The following is a 14,908-nucleotide window of genomic DNA, read 5'->3' as shown; positions in this document are numbered from 1 at the left end:
CGGGCGAATCGCCGCACGGCGGCCGCGCAACCTGCGGTGGTTACCAGACCAGGGTGAGGTCGGGGATGCGGACGCGGCCGAAGAAGCGTTTGTCGATGTCGCTGCCGTCGTGGTTGTAGCCGTTCATGAGGTCGGCGAGTTCGTCGGCGAGGGCTTGCAGGGCGGGGCTGATGAGGTCGATGCCGTCCTCGCGCACCCAACCCCATTCGGGTGGGACGTTGTCGATGGTGATGTCGATGCAGCCGTGGTGGGGTGTGTCGACGGTGTAGGTGATCTGAGGTGGGGCGTCGCCGATGGGGTCACGCAGGGCGGGTTCGCCGGGGTGGGCGGGGCGGGGTGCGAAGGTGGCGCGGGCCAGGACGATGTCGTCGCGGATCATGTCGGCGATGCGGTGCAGGTCGGCGTGGCGGCCGACGCGGTGGTGGCGGTTGCCGTAGGTGCGGTCGCCGACGACGGGTTCGGTGCCGGTTCTGGTGAGGATGCGATCGAGCATGCGTTGGGCGGTGGCGCGTTCGCCGTCGCCGGTGTTGGGGTGCTCGATGAGCGCGCGCAGGCGGGAGATCCGCAAGGTTGCACTGGTCGCCATGTGCGCAGGGTATCGGAACGGGCCTGATCAGGCGGGTAATGCTGGCGGGGTGGCGCGTTCGGCGGGTGGTGTGTGGGGGCCGGGCGCCCGGCCGGCCCCCACGAGCGAATCAGGTGTCTGTGCTGCCGAGCATCGCGCGCACATCGGGCAGGTTCCCGATCCGCTGGCTCACCGGCCGCCCGGGTGCATCGGTTTGCGCGCTTCCGGTGCCGCGCAACCGGGTCCGGATCTGGTCGGGGGTGCTGCGGCCGGGGCCTGCGGTGAGGATGCCCTGGTAGCAGGCGATGGCGCCGACGACGATGGGTGAGGCGCTCGAGGTTCCGCTGAAGGTGTCGGAGTACCAGAGGTCTTCGTCGTCGCCGCCTTGCAGGTCGCCGTAGCCGGTGGTGGTGACCTCACGCCCCCAGCCTTGGGCGTCGAGGCGGGAGCCGTAGTTGGAGAAGTCCAGTCGCGAACGTGCGGGACCGTGGTCGCGGCCGTGGGTGCCCGGCGGTGGTGCGCCCGCGCCCACCACGATCGCCCCCGAGTCGCCTGCTCCGCCGCGGAACGGGTTGCGCCAGGTGGACGGGAATTCGGCGGGTTTGCGGTCGTAGAGTGCGGCGTCGAGGTCTTCGCCGCCGTTGCCGGCAGCTTCCACGACCACCACGCCGCGGCCGACGGCGTAGCGGATGGCGGCCCAGTCGTCGGGCCACCATTCGATGGCGATGTAGCCGCGCTGGTCGGGGCGTCCGGAGTAGTTGAATCGCGGTCCGGGGCGGTGCAATTCGATCAGCAGGAGGTCGCCGGCGCTGAGTGCGTCGGCGGCCGAGCGGATCGCCGCAGCGGATCCGCCGCCGCCGAATACCGAGACCGCGCGGATGCCGGCTTCCGGTGCGATGCCGGTGATGCCGAATCCGTTGACGTCGCCGCTGATCTGTCCGGCGACGGCGGTGCCGTGATTGCGCCACCCCAGATCCGGTGACGGGCTGCCGCCGATGACGCCGCCTTGGTTGTCGAGCAGGTCTTCGTGGGTGAACCGCCAGGCGCCTTCGATGTCGATGACGCGGACTCCGGTGCCGCGGCCACCGGGCTGGGTCCAGGCCCACTGGGCGTTGACGCCGTCGGGTGCGGCACCGAGGTATCCCTGGCGGGCCAGGAAATCCGGTGTCACGGCGGGTGGTTCGGTGAGGGCGCGGGCGGCGACGTCGGCGACGGCACCGGTCAGCGGCGGGGCCAGTGGTGGTTCGGCGGGCGGTTTCACGTAGGCGGTGGCGACGGTGTCGTCGGCGCGCAGCCGGTCGGCTTCGGACTCCAGGTCTTCGGCGAGGCCGGTGACGGTGAAGTAGTTCAGCAGTTGCGCGCCGTCGGGTTCGGCTGGGGTGCCGGCCAGGCGGTGTTCGAGTCTGCGTGCGGGCCCGAACACTCGCGACAGCGCCGCGCTCGGCAGCAGCTGCGTCAGATGCGATTCGACCGCGGCGTTCTCGCGTAGGGCGGCGCGGTCGATGGCGGTGGTGGCGCCGTGGGTGACGACGACGAGTTCGGCCGGGGTTCTGGGCGGCCGGAAGCCGGTCGGGCCGAGCGAGTTCCGACGCTGATCTGGTGATCCCATGCGAGCAAGTCAACCCGACTGGATGGCCGCGCCGCCAGCGCTTCGGCGTTTCAGCGTCCTAGGGCGTGTCCGCTGCCGGGTGGCATGACGATGGTGGTGTCGACGGTGGGCCGCGGCGGCGCGGGCCGGGGTGGGGTGGGCTCGGGTTGTGGCGGTTGTTCGGCGGGAGCCTTTCGGGCGGTGAGGATTTCGGTGATGCCCAGAGCGATCATGCAGCAACCGGCGGTGGCGGCCAGGATGTCGGCGGAATCGAACGGCACGATCGCGACGACGATCCCGGCGATCAATGTCGCGAGCCCGATCATCTCCTGCACACCACGTCCGGGGGTGTCCTCGTCGTCCCAGACCGCGGCGATCGCATGCACCACTCCGCGCACCGCCCATGCGACGCCGAGCCACATCGCCACCAGCAGCACCCAATCCCCGCTGCGGAAGGCCAGCAGGGCGAGAACCGCCGACACCACGCCCGCGAGAAACATCAGTACGCGGGGAAAACGACCCAACCGGGAGCCGAAGGCGATGCTCAGTTGCAGCACCGCGTTCAGCAGCAGATACACCCCCGCCAGCGTGGCCAGGGTCGCCACCGTCTTGCCCGGCCACATCATGATCGCGACCCCGAGCAGCACCGAGCAGATGCCGACAACCAGGACCGTCTGCCGCACACCGCGACCCAACACCGACACCGGACCCGAATCCTCGTAGGTGGGCATAGCGACATGATATGGCCAACCCCTGCCGTTTGCCGAACGATTGCCACAATCGCCCGGTCAGGACACGATCAGCGCTCAGGGCGCACCGGTGTCGCTGCGAGGGGCATTGTCGGCGGCCACCGTGCTGCACATGATGTCCGTGGACACCTTCGGCAACATCGTGCACACCATCGAAGGGGTGCTGATGCTCGCTCTGGGCATCTACGCCCTCCGTCGCATGCCGTCGTCGGCCGTCAGCGGGCTAGCAGCGGAGGCCGGTGCGGAGGTTGGGCCGGGACCGACGAGCCGTTTCGGTGCCGAATCGGATACATGCGCGCCGCGCTTTTCCTGTCGGGGGCGGCGCGGCCGAACGTCCTTGTTGTGTCGGCACGGCGGGCTACGCTGTGGGAGTGAAGGCTTCGCCCGTGACCCTCGGCGCCGTCATCGGCGGCCTGGTCGGCGCACTCCTGCTCTCCCCTGTCGCCGCCTACTACATGGCGCCCGCCTTGGTGCTATCGGCGACCTTCGGCGACGACCCGTTGTTCCTGGGCGCGCTCATCGGTGGATGCTTGCTGGCGGGAGCACTCGCCGGTGGTTCCATTGGCGCCGCGTTCGGTTGCGCGATCGCGGCCGATCGCCGCAACGGAGGCTTTCGCTGCCGCGGCGAGCAAGGGTAGCCCCGACGACCGACTGGTCCGCGCCGACTCGAAGACCACCCCGGTCTGCCGCCGGTCGAGCAGGCCGGCGACGTGGCCGGGCACATCCTCGGCTTCCTCCACGGCCTGCCGCTCACACCGGATGAGCTAGTTCGAGATCCAGGGCCGCAGTTTTTCCGGGTTGCGGATCGCCCAGATGTGGGTGATGCGGCCGTCGGCGATGTCGAAGGCGTAGACGGAGACGACGGTGCCGTCGCTTTCGGCGATCAGGCCGGGTTGTCCGTTGACGGTGCGTTCGAGCAGGGTGAGGTTCGGGTTGCGGGCGGCGATCACGGTCCAGAGGTGAGCGATCTGCTCGCCGCCGACGATCGGTTCGCGGAAAGCCAGGGCCCGGCCGCCGCTGTCGGCGGTGGCGATCGCCTGCGGGTCGAGCAGCCCGATCAACGCCTCGATATCGCCGGCCTCCCAGGCGCGCCGGAAATCGCGCACCACCTCGGCGTGTTCGGTGCTCGACGGACGTCGTGAGCTGTCGACGCGGCGGCGGGCACTGGAGGCGAGTTGACGGCACGCCGCGGGGGTGCGGCCGACGATTTCGGCGACCTCGGCGAAGGAATACCGGAACACATCGTGCAGCACGAACGCCACCCGTTCGGCCGGGGTCATGGAATCGAGCACCACCAGGAACGCCATGCTGATCGACTCGTCGAGGGTGACCCGGTCGGCGGGATCGGCCGGGGCCGGTGCACCGAAGAATTCCGAGCGTCCCGGGACCGGCTCGGGAAGCCATTCGCCCACATACCGTTCCCGGCGGGCGCGGGCCGAGCCGAGCAGATCCAGGCAGATGCGGCTGGCGACCGTGGTCAACCACGCGCCTGGCGCGGCGATGTCCTGCCGCTGCGATTCGGTCAGGGCATACCAGCGCGTGTAGGTTTCCTGCACCACGTCCTCGGCTTCGGCCAGCGAGCCGAGCAGCCGGTAGGCGAGGTTGATCAGTTGCCGGCGTTCGCTGATCACCGCGGGCAGGTGCGGGTCGGCCATGATGCTCCTTCGGTTCGGGTGTCATTGAACTCGACGAATCAGCGCACCGGAATGTCAGGTGCTGACATCGGAATGGGCTGTGTCGTCGGAACTGGTGACACCGTCCACCGACGCAGGAGTCCCGCATATGACCACGATCGGCATCATCCTCGGCAGCACCCGACCCAACCGCAACGGCGCGCAGGTCGCCCAGTGGGTGCTCGACACCGCATCCCGGCGCGACGACGCCGAATTCGACCTCATCGACCTGCGCGAGCACCCGCTGCCGCACCTCGACGAGCCCGCCCCGCCGCTGTTCGGGCCCTCGCCGCACGAGCACACCCGCGCCTGGGCCGAGCGGGTCGCGCCGTTCGACGGGTTCGTGATCGTCACCCCGGAATACAACGGCGGCGTTCCCGGAGTGCTGAAGAACGCGATCGACCACCTGTGCGCGGAATGGGCGAACAAGGCGGTCGGGTTCGTCTCCTACGGCGTGAGCGGCGGCGCGCGTTCTGTGGTGCAGCTGCGCACCGTCTGCGGCACCCTCGGCATGGCCGATGTCGGCTATCAGGTCGCGCTCTCGCTGCACACCGATTTCACCGACCACACCACCTTCACCCCAGGCGAGCAGCAGGTCGCCGCCCTGGACAAGACTCTCGATCAAGTGGTGGCCTGGAGCAACGCGCTCGCCCCGCTGCGCACGCATGCCGACACCGCACTCGTCGAAGCCTGAGGAGCCGGCCATGAGTTCATCGGAGGTCTCCCCTGCCCCCACCGATCGCGACGTAACCGCGCACGCGGAGATCCGCCGCCGTATCGACACCCTGATCGAGGCGTTGCACGCCAAGGATCTCGACACCATCGCCCGCTGCTACACCCGCGACGTCGTGTCCTTCGACATCGAACCGCCACTCCAACACGCCGGGATCGCGGCCAAACTCGACAACTGGAAGCGCGTGTTCTCCGTGTTCGACACGGTGCGCTACGAGATGCGCGAACTGCGATTCACCATCGGCGACGAGGTGGCTTTCGGGCACGCCTTCGCCCGGCTGCACGGAACGCTCACCCACGGTGCCGCCACCGATGGCATGTGGGTCCGGGTCAGCTACGGCATGCGCCGGGTCGACGGCGTGTGGTTGATCGCGCACGACCAGGTTTCGGTGCCGCTCGACATCGCCGGTGGCCGCGGCGTGGTCGATCTCGAACCCTGATCACTGCCGCGGTTGCGGGTCGGCGTCGGGCCGGGCGGTGCGGCGTTCGGCGAGCAGCTGGTCGAGGTGGCGTTCGGCGCGTTCGGCGCGGGCCAGTACCTGGGCGCGGGTCTCGTCGAGGGCGGCGAGGCGTTCGGCGGCGTCGCGGCGTGCTTCGGCCACGGCGGCGGCGGTTTCCGCGCGGCGGGCTTCGGCCTCGGCGGCCGCGCTGCGGCGCAGGTCGGCGAGTTCGGTTCGGGCGTGGTCGAGTTCGGTGCGCAGCTGGGTGAGGTCGTCGCGGGCTTCGGCGACGGCCTGGCCACGTTCGGTGGCCAGGCGTTCGGCGCGTTCGACGGCGCGTTCGGCGTCGGCGGCACGCTGCACGGCGAGGTCGCGTTCGGCGGCAGCGGCGCTGACCTGTTGCGCGGATTCGCGGCGGATCCGCTCGACCTGGGCGGCGGCGTCGGCGCGGACGCGTTCGATGTCTTCGGCGGCCTGGTCGCGGGCGCGGGCGATATCGGTGGCGGCGTCGGCGCGCGCCGTGCGGATCTCGGTCTCGGCGGCGTTGCGGGCAGCGAAGACGTCGGCGGCGGCTTGTTTGGTTATGGCTTCGACCTCACGCAGCGCATCGTCGCGGGCTGTGCGCGCCCGGGTCGCGTCGGCTTCGGCGGCGGCGATGCGTGCCTCGGCCGCTTCTGCTGCCGCGGCGGCGTCCTCGGCGGCTTCTTCGGCGCGCGCTCGCTGCTCGTCGGCGCGGCGGCGGGCCTGTTCGGCGTCGGCGGCGGCCACTTCGGCTTCGGCGATACGGCGGGCGGCGTCGGCCTGGATCTGCTGGATCTGCGCCTCGGCAACCGAGGGGTCGGCCAGGGTGGCGAGTTCGGCGACCGCGGCGTTGAGGGTGGTGCCCAATTGTTGTGCCAGGCCACGGAACTGTTCGAGCAGCTCATCCGCGCGCACCCGCGCTGCCGTCGCCGGACCCGGCGCCGTCACAGTGACGTTATCCCCCGGTGTGGTCGATTCTTGTTGTTGTCGTTGACGTTCCCGCCACGCCCGCCATCGCGTGTGCTCGGGAAGGTCGCAGTATTCCGAGGGCCTCCCCGGCCCATTGGCTTTGGTGATCGGTCGCGCACAGCCCGGGTAGTTGCATACGTTCGCCACCGGCAAATCGTAGCGTTGGTTTCGTTGGTTGTGACGTTATGACACGCAACGCAATCCGTTGGAGCGGCTTGAAATCGATCGTGTCCTGACCGCCGATAAGTGAACATTATCGGCGGTCAGGGTGGGTGAGGACAGCCGGGCACCGACGCCGGGTCAAGAGCAACTCGCAGTGCCGGACTCCCCGTCGGCGGACTACGAAAAACTGGGGTCGCTGGTACGCCTGTCCCAGAATCGCGACGGCGTTCGCGGTCTATTTGCCGACGAACGTTCACCGGCCGGGGGTGGCTGCATCACTGGGGCGCTGGGCGATGTGTCGCGGTTCACGGCTTCTCTCGTGCTGGGTCAACCGCGCAGTCCGCTGCGCCGGATTCCTTCCACCCCACCGCTGACCGGGTGGGCATGCCTGAGCCGGCCCATCCGGATTCCGTCGCGGATTCCGGAATCGGTGCCTGAGGGCAGGTTCCACCGTCGATTCGATCGCGGGTCCGCGCTCGGCCGCCGCACCGTCGGATCCACAGCGTTCGCGGGAATTTCGGCATATATGCCCGAGAAATCACCGTAATAGTTACTGTTCCTCGCGGTAACTACTTCCCGCTGCGAGGAACAGTTGATGCGAAAGTGGTGGACGGCAGTCGGTGTCGCGGTGCTGGCAGGGTCGCTGTCGACGGGGGTGACCGTGGCACCTGCCGGAGCCGCGGCGTGTGGCGATTCGCCGTGGGTGGGTAGTTGGATGGCCGCACCGTCGGATTCCTTCGGCGCCGCGGATCCCAGTCTGATCCCGCAGCTGTCGGTGTCGAATCAGACCTATCGGGTGGTGATCACGCCGCATCGCGGTGGTTCGGTGGTGCGTATTCATCTGACGAACCGGACACGGCCGGTGCCGATGGAGGTCGGTCATGTCACCGTGGCGCCGCAGACGACGGGCGGGTCGGTGCGCGCGGAGGCGCTGCGCGAGGTGACCTTCGGCGGTCGGCGCGAGGTCAGCATTCCAGCATGGGGCGATGTCGTGAGCGACCCCGTCGAGGTCGACGTCGCGGCTTTCGCGCCGCTGTCGGTGAGCGTGCACGTGCCGGGCCTGGCGGTGCTGCCGACCGAGCATTTCAACGGCAACGCCACCAGCTATTACAGCCTCCCGTTCGCCGGTGATCGCACCACCGATCCCGGCGGCGCGCAGCTGCCGTTGACGACCACGGCGGTGCCGCTGGTGTCGGGGCTGGACGTGCAGGCCGGCCCGGAGGTGGCCACGGTGGTCGCGTTCGGCGACTCGATCACCGACGGTTACGTCTCGGCGAACCTGCTCGGCACACCACAGGACCGCGGTGTGGTGGATCGCAATGTGCGTTACCCGGATTTCCTGCAGCGCCGCATCGACGCGGCCGGGTTGCCGTTCAGCGTGCTCAATGCCGGTATTTCCGGGAACCGGGTGACCCGTGACGGTTTCATCCCGCAGTTCGGGCCGAACGCGGGTGCGCGCTTGCAGCAGGATGTAATCGATAAGGCCGGGGTCACCGATGTGATCATCCTCGAGGGGATCAACGACCTCGGTATCCCGATCGGAGCGAGCTACGACGAGGTCGTGGCCGGCTACACCCGGCTCATCGACCGGCTGCACGCCGCCGGTCTGGCGGTGCATCTGGGCACGATTCTGCCCGCCGACAACGCCCTCGCCGACGGCGTGCTCACCCTCCCCTACGCCGATCCGGTCCGGCAGCGGATCAACGCCTGGATCCGCACCCAGCAGCTCTCCGACAGTGTGATCGACTTCGATGCGGCCCTGCGCGATCCGGCCCGCCCGAATGTCCTCGATCCCCGTTTCGCCGGGCCGGACAACCTGCACCCCAGTGCCGCCGGGTATCAGGCGATGGCCGAGGCCGTCGATATCGATGCGTTCGTGGGGTGCCGCAACTGACCTTGATCGGCGGTTACCGCTGTCGAGGTTCGACAGCGGTAACCGGCCGGGTCATGTCAAGTGCCGGGTGAAGAACCGGTTGGCTTCTTCGCCGGCGAATGACGGGACGCCTGTGTGGCCGCCCATGTTCGCGTGCAGCGTCTTCTCTGTCGAACCGAACGCATCGAACAGGTCCAGGGCCATCTGCCGGTCGTTGCCCTCGTCGTCCCATTGCAGCAGCACGTGCAGTGGGATGGTGACGTGGCGGGCTTCGTCGACTATCGCGCGGGGGACGTAACTCCCCGCGAACAGGACGGCGGCTGCGATGCGTGGTTCGACCGCTGCCAGCCGGGTGCCGATCGAGATCACGCCGCCGGAATACCCGACCGGTCCGCCGATCTCGGGCATGTCGAGTAGCGAATCGAGCGCGGCCCGCCATTCCGGTACGGCCTGTTCGACCAGTGGGAGGACGAGCCGGTCGATGATCTCGTCCGCGACCGGCTCCCCCGCCTGCACCGCGCGGCGCAGGTCGGCGCGGGCCTGGTCGGCGGCGGCCGAACGGGGCCGCTCACCTGTGCCGGGAAGTTCGATCGTGGCCGCGGCGAAGCCTTCCGCGACCGCGAGCCGGGCCCGCGACAACAGCCGCGGATACATCGCCGGCAGTCCGCCGGGGTGTCCGATCAGGATCAGTGGAGCCGGCGCCGAGGTGGAGGGGGGCGTCCACAGGATGCCGGGGATCTCTCCGAGGGTGAAGGTGCGTTCGAGGATGTCGTCGTCGAGGCGTTGTTCGGTAAGCAAGTGCACGATGGTGCCTTTCGGGAGTGCTCGTGAACGGCGCTCCCGGACGACCTATCGCCCGACCGCGACCCCAGAGGGGAGCACCCATGTCGATACTGCGTTCACGGGTATCACCTCCTCGGACTCTGGCACGGCGCTTGGGACGGTAGCAGGGTCTCCGTCGTCCGCCAACGGGTTTTCTCGGACCACTCCTTGCCGCGGCGGCCGCGTCAGGGCCTCGACCCGCATCGGTTCTAGTGGTTCATCTCCCCCGAGCGGTCCGCGTTCGTCTCCCTCGAGCGATGTGTCGCCGCGCCGATCCCCCGTACATCCTCGCCCTCGTCGCCGGGGCGCTCACCCTCGGCGATGCCCGCAACCTCGGACTGATAGAGGTCGACGGAGACCCAATCGGTCGTCGGCGCCGTCTTCGGCGCCTGAGACCAGCGAATCCGAGCCGTTAATCGAGATCGATCCGGATGGGGAGAGGTCGTGCCGAGCATGCGGCGTTCCAGCTGTTGAAGCGCGGGAGCCGGCGCGGGTGGCCGAGATCGCCACTGGTCCGGTGGAGTCGCTGTGCGCCCTGACCCGCGGGGCGCGTTGACCGCGGGTGAGGTTCAGGGCGTGTCGGTGCGTTTGGTGTGGCGGTCGTAGTAGCGGGCGACGCGGATTCGGTTGCCGCAGCGTTGCGGGGAGCACCAGCGGCGGCGCGGGTGGGCGGGCAGGAACAGCAGGACGCAGTCGTGGGCTTCGCATTGTTTGAGGCGGGTGATGGCGGGGTCGGCGAAGAGGTCGACGGCGGATTCGGCGAGGGCGGCGGCGAGTTCGGCGCCGGGTGAGCCGGTGCGGTGGGTGGTCGCGGTGAGTGCGGTGCCGGTCCAGTGCAGGTGCCGGATGGCGGGTGCGGCGGTTTGGGCGGCGGCGAGGCCGCGGAGGGCGGCTTCGGGTGGGCGGCGGTCGTGCAGCAGGGCCTCGCAGATCGCGGCGATGTGGCCGCGGACCTCGCGGATCTGGTTCAGGTCGTCGGTGGTGACGTGTCCGGGTTCGGGTAGCCGACCGGCCTGATGTCGCAGCCAGTCGGCCAACTGCTCGGGGGTGCTCAGCAGGTCGGTGCCGGCCGGGCGGGTGTTGACCAGGTCCAGGGCCAGCGGTTCACCGGTCAGGAACGCCTCACTCATGTCACTAATGCTACATCAACGAGTTGACACATTAGACGCTGATCGACTACACCTAATGCATCATCACCAACAGAAAGCATGTGAACGCCATGAGTTTGCCGCTGGTCCACCACCGCTACCTCGACGTCGACGGTGTGCAGGTCTTCTACCGGGAGTCCGTGCCCACCCGCACGGAGGCGCCGACGCTGCTGCTGCTGCACGGCTTCCCGTCGGCCTCGCACCAGTTCCGGCGGCTCATCGACCTGCTCGGCGACCGCTACCGGCTCATCGCACCCGACTACCCCGGATTCGGAAACACCACCACGCCGGACGATTTCACCTACACCTTCGACCGCCTGGCCGATATCACCGAAGGTTTCGTCCAGCGACTGGGACTGACCCGCTTCGCCATGTACGTCTTCGATTTCGGCGCGCCGATCGGTTTCCGCCTTGCCGAACGTCACCCGGAATGGATCGCCGGCCTGGTCGTGCAGAACGGCAATGCCTACGAAGCCGGGCTGTCCGACGGCGCGCGCGCATTCACCGCACTGCGCCCCGAGGACGACGGCGCCGAAGACACCATCCGCGCCCTGCTCACCCTCGACGGCACCCGCAGCCAGTACGAAACCGGCGTCGCCGACCCGAGTGTGCTGTCACCGGAATCCTGGCTGCTGGACCAGCATTTCCTGGATCTGCCGGGCCGCAAGCAGGCGCAGGTGGCTCTGGCTTTCGACTACAAATCCAACGTCGCCCGCTACCCGGCCTGGCAGGCGTGGCTGCGCAAGTACACCCCGCCCACCCTCATCACCTGGGGCGCAGGCGACCCCTTCTTCCCCGCCACCGGCGCCCACGCCTACCTGGCCGACCTGCCCGAAGCCGAACTGCACCTATTCGACACCGGCCACTTCGCACTCGAAACCCACGCCAGCGAGATCGCCCCACTCATCGCCGCCTTCCTCGACCGGATCCCCCGCTGAGCCTTCGCTCTCAGCCCGCCAGCTCGGCCACAGCCCGCTTCGCCGACATCACCTCGCTCATCCGCAGTGCGGATTCACCGGCATACAACGCCGCCCGATCCACCCCTGCCGGCCTGCACCACATCCGCATCCAGCCGCAGCCCATCACGAGCACTGGTTGATCATCGCGGTGAACTCGTCGGAGTGGCGGCCGGACACCTCGAACACGACGGTCGCAGGGTCGGCGGGTCCGTGGTCGCCGATGACCGCGTCTGGGATCGTCGCCTGGGCGAGCTCGCGAACCTCGTCGAAGGTCAGCGCGCCGAGATTTCGCTGCCGCCACCGCAGTTCCAACGGCGATCCGGGTTCGAGTAGCGCGGCGAGCAGGTCTTCGACGCCGAGGTGGTTGTGGCCGTGCTCGGCGGCGATGGTAGCGGCGCGACGCAGCGCCACGATCACGCTGGGCGCGGCACCAGTGATCGTTGTGATGGTTTCGTCCCGATCCCCGGTGGTCATGCTGGTTTCACCTCCCCCAACACCATCGCCTTGTTCGTGCACGCCATTGTGGCACCCGACGGCCGGATCGGGTTGTACTCGGCATCGTGTTCGGAGCGCCGCGGCCGGCACGTCACTACCGTGTATGGGTATGAGCCCTCGTATCGCCGTGGTCGGGGCCGGGCCCGGCGGACTCAGCTTCGCGCGTGTCCTGCATCGTCACGGTCACCGCGTCACCGTTGTCGAGCGCGATGACGCGTCGGATGCCCGTCCTGCGGGTGGCACGCTGGATCTGCATGAACAGTTGGGGCAGTTGGCGCTGCGGAAAGCGGGGTTGCTGGCGGAGTTTCAAGAGCTGGCGCGGCCGGAGGGGCAGGCTATGCGGATCCTCGACACTGATGCGCGGGTGTTGCGGGACTGGCGGCCGGGGCCGGACGAGCGGGCCAATCCCGAGATCGACCGGGGGCAGCTGCGTGATCTGCTGCTCGGGCCGCTGGAGGTGCGGTGGGGGCGACAGGTGACGGAGGTGCGGGCCGAAACCGGTGGTGTGCTGGTGCGTTTCGCCGATGGGCGGCCGGAACGTTTCGATCTGGTGGTCGGCGCGGATGGTGCGTGGTCGCGGGTGCGGCCTGCGGTGTCGGCGGCGGTGCCGCACTACACCGGCGTCACCGCGCTGGAAACCTCGATCGACGACGTCGACACCCGGCACCCGGAACTGGCCGAACTGATCGGTGACGGCGCGTTGGCCGTGTACGGGGTGAGCCGCGCTGTGGTGGCTCAACGCAACAGCGGCGGCCATGTCAAGGTGTATGCCCAGTTCCGGGCGCCGTTGGAGTGGCACACCGACCTGAACCGGCATCTGGGGCTGAACCGGCGGGCGGGGTCGAGTCTGGACCTCAGCGATGTCGAGGCGGTGCGCGCGTTCGTGCCGGAACTGTTCGACGGGTGGGCCGAACCGATCCTCGCGCTTCTGCGCCACGGCAGCGCCTTCATCCACCGGCCCCTCTACGTGCTGCCCGTGTCCCACACCTGGACCCACGTTGCCGGAGTGACATTGCTGGGCGACGCCGCGCATCTGATGCCGCCGCTGGGAGCCGGTGCGAACCTGGCGATGCTCGATGGCGCCGAACTCGCCGAGGCGATCGCCGCCGCACCCGACGAACTGGACGACGCCGTGCGCGGCTTCGAGGAACGGATGTGGGCGCGCGCCGCCCGGTGGGCAACGATCACCGCGGCCGGTCTGGAACGCCTCGTCAGCCCGGACCCGGCCGCCGCCCTCGCGCTCTTCGACGAAGTCCAGCCGCACTGACCGTCGCATGCACCGCCGGACCGACCCACCGCCAATCCTCACCGGACCCGCACACACTCCCCATCGCGCATCGCGGATTCCAGCGGCCCCCGCGCACAGACCATCTGGTCGAGAAAGGCGCCCTCGGCGATCAGCCCGCGCGCCGCACGCATGTCGGCGGCACATCCGATCCCTGCCGCCCCGACGAGCCTGCCCTCACGCAAGGCCAGCACCGCGGGTGTCTCGGTATCGGCGCCGCGCACGATGAGCTCATCGTCGGCGCCGATGCGCCCGGCGAACTGCAGGTTCACCCCGTACTGGGTGGACCAACCCCACGGCACTTCCGGGGCACTGGGTGTGGCGTCGAGCATGGCGCGAGCTGCCGCGGCACCCTGAAATTGGGCGCTGTTCCAGTGTTCACTGCGCTCGAATACCCCGAGCTCGGGAACGTAGCGGCTGGCGACATCACCGGCGGCGTAGATGCCCGGAACCGAGGTGCGGTAGTGCTCGTCGACGCGAATGCCGTTGTCGACGAGCACACCCGCGGCCTCGGCCAGCCCGGTGTCGGGCACCGAGCCGATGGCCACCAGAACCGAGGACGCGGTCCAGCTGCGGCCATCGGCCGCGGTGGCGGTGACGGCGTCATCGGTGTGGTCGAGGCGTTCGAGGGTGACGTCGTTGTGGATGGTGACGCCGTGTTCGGTGTGCAGGCGTTGCAGGTGCGCACCGAGCACGGCCGGCGCGACGCGGTCGAGCGGACGAGACGCCGCATGCACCACCGTGACCGCCACACCCAGACCTCGCGCGGTCGCCGCGACCTCGCAACCGATCAGCCCCGCACCCACCACGAGTAGCGAACCGCCGTCGAACAGCAGCGCGCGCAGCGTGTCGGCGTCGGCGAGCGAGCGCAGCGTGCGCGCCGACGGATGCTGACCCGGCAGGGTGCGGGCCCGCGCGCCGGTCGCCAGCAGTAGCCGGTCGTAGTCGAGTGGGGTGCCGTCGGCCAACCGCACCCGCCGGCGGTCCGGTTCGATGCGGTCCACCCAGGTCCCGGGGCGCACGTCGATGTCGGCGGCGCGCCAGGCGTCGGCGGTATCGATCAGCAGCCGCGCCGGTACCGCGGTGCCGGCCAGCGCCTCCTTCGACACCGCGGGTCGCCGGTAGGGCAGCGTGGTCTCGCCGCCGAGGAGCACGATCTGGCCGGTGTAGCCCTCGCGGCGCAGGGTGCGTGCGGCGGCGGCGCCGGCGATTCCGGCGCCCACGATGACGATGCGCCCACTCATGCGCGGCTGACCTCGACCATCTCGAAATCGGCCTTGGCCGCACCGCAATCCGGGCACGACCAGTCCTCGGGGATGTCGTCCCAGCGGGTGCCCGCGGCGATGCCGTCGTCGGGCCAGCCGAGGGCTTCGTCGTATTCGAAACCGCACTGCACGCAACGGAACAGCTTGTAGTCGGTGCTCATG

16 protein-coding genes are annotated in these 14,908 nt (G+C 69.3%); 6 read left to right on the top strand and 10 right to left on the bottom strand.

Translation table 11 applies throughout. The annotated features are described in order from the left end of the window. Positions 1 to 40: 40 nt before the first annotated feature. The 3 genes from NOCYR_RS13675 to NOCYR_RS13665 form a co-directional block, all read right to left on the bottom strand. Positions 41 to 586 carry a hypothetical protein gene (locus NOCYR_RS13675; RefSeq protein ID WP_014350971.1) on the bottom strand — a complete coding sequence of 182 codons (546 nt, stop codon included), beginning with the start codon at positions 584 to 586 and terminating at the stop codon, positions 41 to 43. A 109-nt stretch (positions 587 to 695) separates the two neighbouring features. Beyond that, a complete protein-coding gene (locus tag NOCYR_RS13670; protein ID WP_014350970.1) occupies positions 696 to 2,174 on the bottom strand; it encodes a S8 family serine peptidase in 1,479 nt (492 codons plus the stop codon). 50 nt (positions 2,175 to 2,224) lie between these two features. Further along, positions 2,225 to 2,884: an HdeD family acid-resistance protein gene (locus NOCYR_RS13665; protein ID WP_014350969.1), complete on the bottom strand. Its 660-nt coding sequence runs from the start codon at positions 2,882 to 2,884 to the stop codon at positions 2,225 to 2,227. Positions 2,885 to 3,273: 389 nt separating this feature from the next. Here NOCYR_RS13665 and NOCYR_RS13660 point away from each other — a divergent pair, with 389 nt between their 5' ends. Then, positions 3,274 to 3,540 carry a hypothetical protein gene (locus NOCYR_RS13660; RefSeq protein WP_048833334.1) on the top strand — a complete coding sequence of 89 codons (267 nt, stop codon included), beginning with the start codon at positions 3,274 to 3,276 and terminating at the stop codon, positions 3,538 to 3,540. 126 nt (positions 3,541 to 3,666) lie between these two features. Here the strand turns inward: NOCYR_RS13660 and sigJ are convergent, their stop codons facing one another. Continuing rightward, complete coding sequence (gene sigJ / locus NOCYR_RS13655; RefSeq protein WP_014350967.1) at positions 3,667 to 4,557, bottom strand: RNA polymerase sigma factor SigJ; 891 nt, start codon at positions 4,555 to 4,557, stop codon at positions 3,667 to 3,669. Positions 4,558 to 4,684: 127 nt separating this feature from the next. Here sigJ and NOCYR_RS13650 point away from each other — a divergent pair, with 127 nt between their 5' ends. Together NOCYR_RS13650 and NOCYR_RS13645 are read left to right on the top strand one after the other, a co-directional pair. Continuing rightward, entirely contained in the window at positions 4,685 to 5,269 is a 585-nt protein-coding gene (locus NOCYR_RS13650; RefSeq protein WP_014350966.1) for an NADPH-dependent FMN reductase, read from the top strand. A gap of 10 nt (positions 5,270 to 5,279) precedes the next feature. Then, positions 5,280 to 5,747, top strand: a complete 468-nt coding sequence (locus NOCYR_RS13645) for a YybH family protein (protein ID WP_014350965.1) — start codon at positions 5,280 to 5,282, stop codon at positions 5,745 to 5,747. Here NOCYR_RS13645 and NOCYR_RS13640 read toward each other — a convergent pair whose 3' ends face one another. Continuing rightward, a complete protein-coding gene (locus NOCYR_RS13640) occupies positions 5,748 to 6,716 on the bottom strand; it encodes a hypothetical protein (RefSeq protein WP_048833333.1) in 969 nt (322 codons plus the stop codon). It abuts the gene before it with no gap. Between the two features lie 778 nt (positions 6,717 to 7,494). Between NOCYR_RS13640 and NOCYR_RS13635 the strand changes: the two genes are divergently transcribed. After that, a complete protein-coding gene (locus NOCYR_RS13635) occupies positions 7,495 to 8,793 on the top strand; it encodes a GDSL-type esterase/lipase family protein (RefSeq protein WP_148280630.1) in 1,299 nt (432 codons plus the stop codon). Positions 8,794 to 8,844: 51 nt separating this feature from the next. On the opposite strand, the gene NOCYR_RS13630 is transcribed toward NOCYR_RS13635, so the two are convergent. After that, positions 8,845 to 9,576, bottom strand: a complete 732-nt coding sequence (locus NOCYR_RS13630; RefSeq protein WP_014350962.1) for a dienelactone hydrolase family protein — start codon at positions 9,574 to 9,576, stop codon at positions 8,845 to 8,847. Positions 9,577 to 10,163: 587 nt separating this feature from the next. Next, positions 10,164 to 10,724: a CGNR zinc finger domain-containing protein gene (locus tag NOCYR_RS13620; protein ID WP_014350961.1), complete on the bottom strand. Its 561-nt coding sequence runs from the start codon at positions 10,722 to 10,724 to the stop codon at positions 10,164 to 10,166. 89 nt (positions 10,725 to 10,813) lie between these two features. On the opposite strand from NOCYR_RS13620, the gene NOCYR_RS13615 reads away from it, so the two are divergent. Next, positions 10,814 to 11,680, top strand: coding sequence for an alpha/beta fold hydrolase (locus tag NOCYR_RS13615; protein ID WP_014350960.1), 867 nt, complete (start codon positions 10,814 to 10,816; stop codon positions 11,678 to 11,680). A 144-nt stretch (positions 11,681 to 11,824) separates the two neighbouring features. On the opposite strand, the gene NOCYR_RS13610 is transcribed toward NOCYR_RS13615, so the two are convergent. Continuing rightward, positions 11,825 to 12,175, bottom strand: coding sequence for a hypothetical protein (locus NOCYR_RS13610; RefSeq protein WP_014350959.1), 351 nt, complete (start codon positions 12,173 to 12,175; stop codon positions 11,825 to 11,827). A gap of 130 nt (positions 12,176 to 12,305) precedes the next feature. Here NOCYR_RS13610 and NOCYR_RS13605 point away from each other — a divergent pair, with 130 nt between their 5' ends. Then, the gene (locus NOCYR_RS13605) at positions 12,306 to 13,463 is read left to right on the top strand and encodes an FAD-dependent oxidoreductase (RefSeq protein ID WP_048834155.1); all 1,158 of its coding nucleotides are present in this window, start codon (positions 12,306 to 12,308) and stop codon (positions 13,461 to 13,463) included. 38 nt (positions 13,464 to 13,501) lie between these two features. Here NOCYR_RS13605 and NOCYR_RS13600 read toward each other — a convergent pair whose 3' ends face one another. After that, positions 13,502 to 14,725 (bottom strand): NAD(P)/FAD-dependent oxidoreductase, encoded by a 1,224-nt coding sequence (locus NOCYR_RS13600; protein ID WP_014350957.1) that lies wholly within the window; start codon positions 14,723 to 14,725, stop codon positions 13,502 to 13,504. Continuing rightward, positions 14,722 to 14,907: a rubredoxin gene (locus tag NOCYR_RS13595; RefSeq protein ID WP_014350956.1), complete on the bottom strand. Its 186-nt coding sequence runs from the start codon at positions 14,905 to 14,907 to the stop codon at positions 14,722 to 14,724. Before NOCYR_RS13595 ends, NOCYR_RS13600 begins: the two co-directional genes overlap by 4 nt. Position 14,908 lies beyond the last annotated feature (1 nt).

The sequence above is a fragment of the Nocardia cyriacigeorgica GUH-2 genome (assembly GCF_000284035.1).
Taxonomy (GTDB): Bacteria; Actinomycetota; Actinomycetes; order Mycobacteriales; family Mycobacteriaceae; genus Nocardia; species Nocardia cyriacigeorgica_B.
Note: the sequence above shows the minus strand (reverse complement) of the source record. Positions and strands in the feature narration are given on the sequence as shown.

What these genes read in the sequence shown, in the direction of transcription:
- NOCYR_RS13675 (WP_014350971.1), bottom strand. Translation starts at nt 586, where the DNA reads ATGGCGACCAGTGCAACCTTGCGGATCTCCCGCCTGCGCGCGCTCATC.
- NOCYR_RS13610 (WP_014350959.1), bottom strand. Translation starts at nt 12,175, where the DNA reads ATGACCACCGGGGATCGGGACGAAACCATCACAACGATCACTGGTGCC.
- NOCYR_RS13605 (WP_048834155.1), top strand. Translation starts at nt 12,306, where the DNA reads ATGAGCCCTCGTATCGCCGTGGTCGGGGCCGGGCCCGGCGGACTCAGC.
- NOCYR_RS13595 (WP_014350956.1), bottom strand. Translation starts at nt 14,907, where the DNA reads ATGAGCACCGACTACAAGCTGTTCCGTTGCGTGCAGTGCGGTTTCGAA.
- NOCYR_RS13635 (WP_148280630.1), top strand. Translation starts at nt 7,495, where the DNA reads ATGCGAAAGTGGTGGACGGCAGTCGGTGTCGCGGTGCTGGCAGGGTCG.
- NOCYR_RS13600 (WP_014350957.1), bottom strand. Translation starts at nt 14,725, where the DNA reads ATGAGTGGGCGCATCGTCATCGTGGGCGCCGGAATCGCCGGCGCCGCC.
- NOCYR_RS13620 (WP_014350961.1), bottom strand. Translation starts at nt 10,724, where the DNA reads ATGAGTGAGGCGTTCCTGACCGGTGAACCGCTGGCCCTGGACCTGGTC.
- sigJ (WP_014350967.1), bottom strand. Translation starts at nt 4,557, where the DNA reads ATGGCCGACCCGCACCTGCCCGCGGTGATCAGCGAACGCCGGCAACTG.
- NOCYR_RS13615 (WP_014350960.1), top strand. Translation starts at nt 10,814, where the DNA reads ATGAGTTTGCCGCTGGTCCACCACCGCTACCTCGACGTCGACGGTGTG.
- NOCYR_RS13645 (WP_014350965.1), top strand. Translation starts at nt 5,280, where the DNA reads ATGAGTTCATCGGAGGTCTCCCCTGCCCCCACCGATCGCGACGTAACC.
- NOCYR_RS13670 (WP_014350970.1), bottom strand. Translation starts at nt 2,174, where the DNA reads ATGGGATCACCAGATCAGCGTCGGAACTCGCTCGGCCCGACCGGCTTC.
- NOCYR_RS13650 (WP_014350966.1), top strand. Translation starts at nt 4,685, where the DNA reads ATGACCACGATCGGCATCATCCTCGGCAGCACCCGACCCAACCGCAAC.
- NOCYR_RS13665 (WP_014350969.1), bottom strand. Translation starts at nt 2,884, where the DNA reads ATGCCCACCTACGAGGATTCGGGTCCGGTGTCGGTGTTGGGTCGCGGT.